This is a genomic window from Coprococcus intestinihominis (assembly GCF_040096555.1).
GTDB classification, from domain to species: domain Bacteria; phylum Bacillota; class Clostridia; order Lachnospirales; family Lachnospiraceae; genus Coprococcus_A; species Coprococcus_A intestinihominis.
In genome coordinates this window covers 1-2,308 of sequence record NZ_JBBMEK010000371.1, presented here as the reverse complement: position 1 = coordinate 2,308, position 2,308 = coordinate 1, and the positions used below count along the sequence as shown (strand labels likewise).

At 41.2% G+C, this 2,308-nt stretch carries 4 protein-coding genes; all 4 read left to right on the top strand.

Going from position 1 to position 2,308, the window contains the following annotated elements; translation table 11 throughout:
- A partial coding sequence (locus WMO25_RS17275) for a hypothetical protein (protein WP_349086419.1) occupies positions 1 to 842 on the top strand: 842 nt, incomplete at its 5' end.
- A gap of 21 nt (positions 843 to 863) precedes the next feature.
- Complete coding sequence (locus WMO25_RS17270; RefSeq protein WP_349086417.1) at positions 864 to 1,115, top strand: hypothetical protein; 252 nt, start codon at positions 864 to 866, stop codon at positions 1,113 to 1,115.
- Between the two features lie 14 nt (positions 1,116 to 1,129).
- Positions 1,130 to 1,408: a DUF4176 domain-containing protein gene (locus WMO25_RS17265; RefSeq protein ID WP_009257945.1), complete on the top strand. Its 279-nt coding sequence runs from the start codon at positions 1,130 to 1,132 to the stop codon at positions 1,406 to 1,408.
- A 26-nt stretch (positions 1,409 to 1,434) separates the two neighbouring features.
- The gene (locus WMO25_RS17260) at positions 1,435 to 2,268 is read left to right on the top strand and encodes a PP2C family protein-serine/threonine phosphatase (RefSeq protein WP_349086415.1); all 834 of its coding nucleotides are present in this window, start codon (positions 1,435 to 1,437) and stop codon (positions 2,266 to 2,268) included.
- The last annotated feature ends 40 nt before the right edge of the window (positions 2,269 to 2,308 follow it).

Below are 2,308 nucleotides of genomic sequence, written 5' to 3'. Positions count from 1 at the left end.
GAGGACAGCTTAATTTTGATTGGTCAAAATTGATTAAGGATGTATTTATTACAAAGCCTTATGTACTCCCTACTCTATTAAATTTGGTTTCTCCAGTAACAAGTTTACTTTATATCACCAGCGGTATTCCTTTTGGTAACACGCCATCGGTTTTCGACTACTCTCGCACTCCTTCTGCCAGCAGAACTGCTGATTGGCTTGGATATGAATTTTCTGAGGACAATCCTGGTGTCACTGCTTGGGTTGGAAAAGCCAGTGCTGAAGCTCAAAACGAATGGGGATATGCGGGAGTCAATGCATATCTTGGTAAAGGTGAAGCTGAAGCCAAAGCAGATGCCGGTATTATGAAAACGACGACAAAAAAGGAATACAAAGATGGAGAATGGGTTGAAAAGAGTAGGACTGACTTCATCACAGCCGTAGCTGGCGCCAGTACAGGCGTTTCTGTATTAGCAGGCGATGCCGAAGCCGATGTTGGAAGTGATATGTTAGGTGTTGAGGGAAAAGCCGAAGGTTCTGTTGGCACCGCAAAAGCTGAAGCCAAAGGAAAGTTTTCTGTTGGTGAAGACGGCGTAAACGCTAACGTAAAAGGTGAGGCAATGGTCGCCGCAGTCGAAGGTGAAGCATCTGGTACTATCAATATTCTTGGTTTAGAGATAACTGGAAAAGTTGGTGGATATGCTGGTGCTGTCGGCGTTGAAGGAAAAGTCGGCATCGAGGATAATAAATTTGTGCTAGAAGGTGGTGCTGCCGCTTTGATCGGCGGCTCGGCAGGTATTGAAATTGGCTTCAACGATGAAGGCTGGGATAATTTCGTGGACTTTATCGTATTTTGGGATTAACTTTAGAAAGGTGAATGACGTATGAGTGTTCAATCATTTAGATATGATTTCACCGCTAAAGAATTGGCATATTTCCTTTTTAAAAAGAAAACATGTCCTAAATGCGGTGGACAAATGAAAAAAGGCAAGTGCTGTGAAACTATAGATGGCTCAGTCTATAATACTAATTCGGTTCCTCTTTATATCCAAGGTCGTCAAGTTAAGCATTATTTTTATCGTTTCACCTGCCAAGAATGTGGAGCCGAATTCACTTTGACTGAATTGTCGAAATAAGAAAGGAGCTTGAAATGAAAAAATTTCTGCCTATTGGTTCTGTTGTTTTGTTAAAAGAGAGCCAAAAACGAATTATGATTGTCGGAGTCAAACAGAAACAGGCAAACTCCGATAAAGTATGGGACTACAGTGCCTGCTTATATCCTGAGGGAATTCTTGATCCTGAGAAGCTTTTCTTATTTGATACAGAACAGATTGAGCGTCTGTATTTTATTGGGCTTCAGGACGGAGAAGGACTAGCTTTCCTAAATAAGATAAACCATTTGGATGATAACGCAGACACTACCAACTAATTATTGGGGAATGAGAGGTTTTGCTTATGGAAAAACCAGTATGTTATTCCCACATTGGCAAACGACCAAACCACGAAGATAATTTTCTTATCAATGGCTTGTATTTGACATCCGATGAGCAAAAAAAGATGTCAGATAATTGCTGTTGCTTTGTCACTGATGATACTCGCTCAAAGGTACATCTTTTTGCGATCAGTGATGGTATGGGCGGACATAACGCTGGTGAAGTTGCCAGTCGAATATGTGTAGAAAAACTTGCTGAAACAGGAAAAGTATTGCAGAGCTGTTCTTATATCAAAGAAGTCGTAGCCTACCTGCAATCAAGCGTTGCAGAAATCAACGCTATTGTTTGTGAAAAAAGCCGCAACCACGGAGAATTAAAAGGCATGGGTGCAACCCTTGTCTTGTTTGTCATTTGTGGGGCGGATTATGCCATCTTAAATATAGGTGACAGTCGTGCTTATCATTTTAACAATGATGCACTCATTCAAATCACAAAAGATCATACCGAAGGGCAGCGAATGCTTGACCTTGGGCTTTTGACCAGAAAGGAACTCTCTGGTTTTCCTGCTCGAAAAAACTTGAATCGTTATATTGGTTATGGCCAGAATGGTTATGTTTTGCAAGCTGATGAATACTACCCTATTTTAGATAATGGTGTGATGCTTCTATGCAGCGATGGGATCTCAGACTATCTTCCGGATAGTCGAATCTCAGAAATCCTGCACTCAGCAAACAATTTGGAAAGTGCCGGCAAACAACTTATTAACGAAGCGGTAGCGTCACACAATGCAGACAACGCAACCGTTATGCTTATACCACTAAGGAGCTTCCTGTATAATAAAAAGCGTGGATGTTGAAAATTGAAAATACCTCAGAGTACAATAAGACTACTGACTG

Coding starts and splice junctions, on each gene's coding strand:
- WMO25_RS17265 (WP_009257945.1), top strand. CDS start 1,130: ATGAAAAAATTTCTGCCTATTGGTTCTGTTGTTTTGTTAAAAGAGAGC.
- WMO25_RS17260 (WP_349086415.1), top strand. CDS start 1,435: ATGGAAAAACCAGTATGTTATTCCCACATTGGCAAACGACCAAACCAC.
- WMO25_RS17270 (WP_349086417.1), top strand. CDS start 864: ATGAGTGTTCAATCATTTAGATATGATTTCACCGCTAAAGAATTGGCA.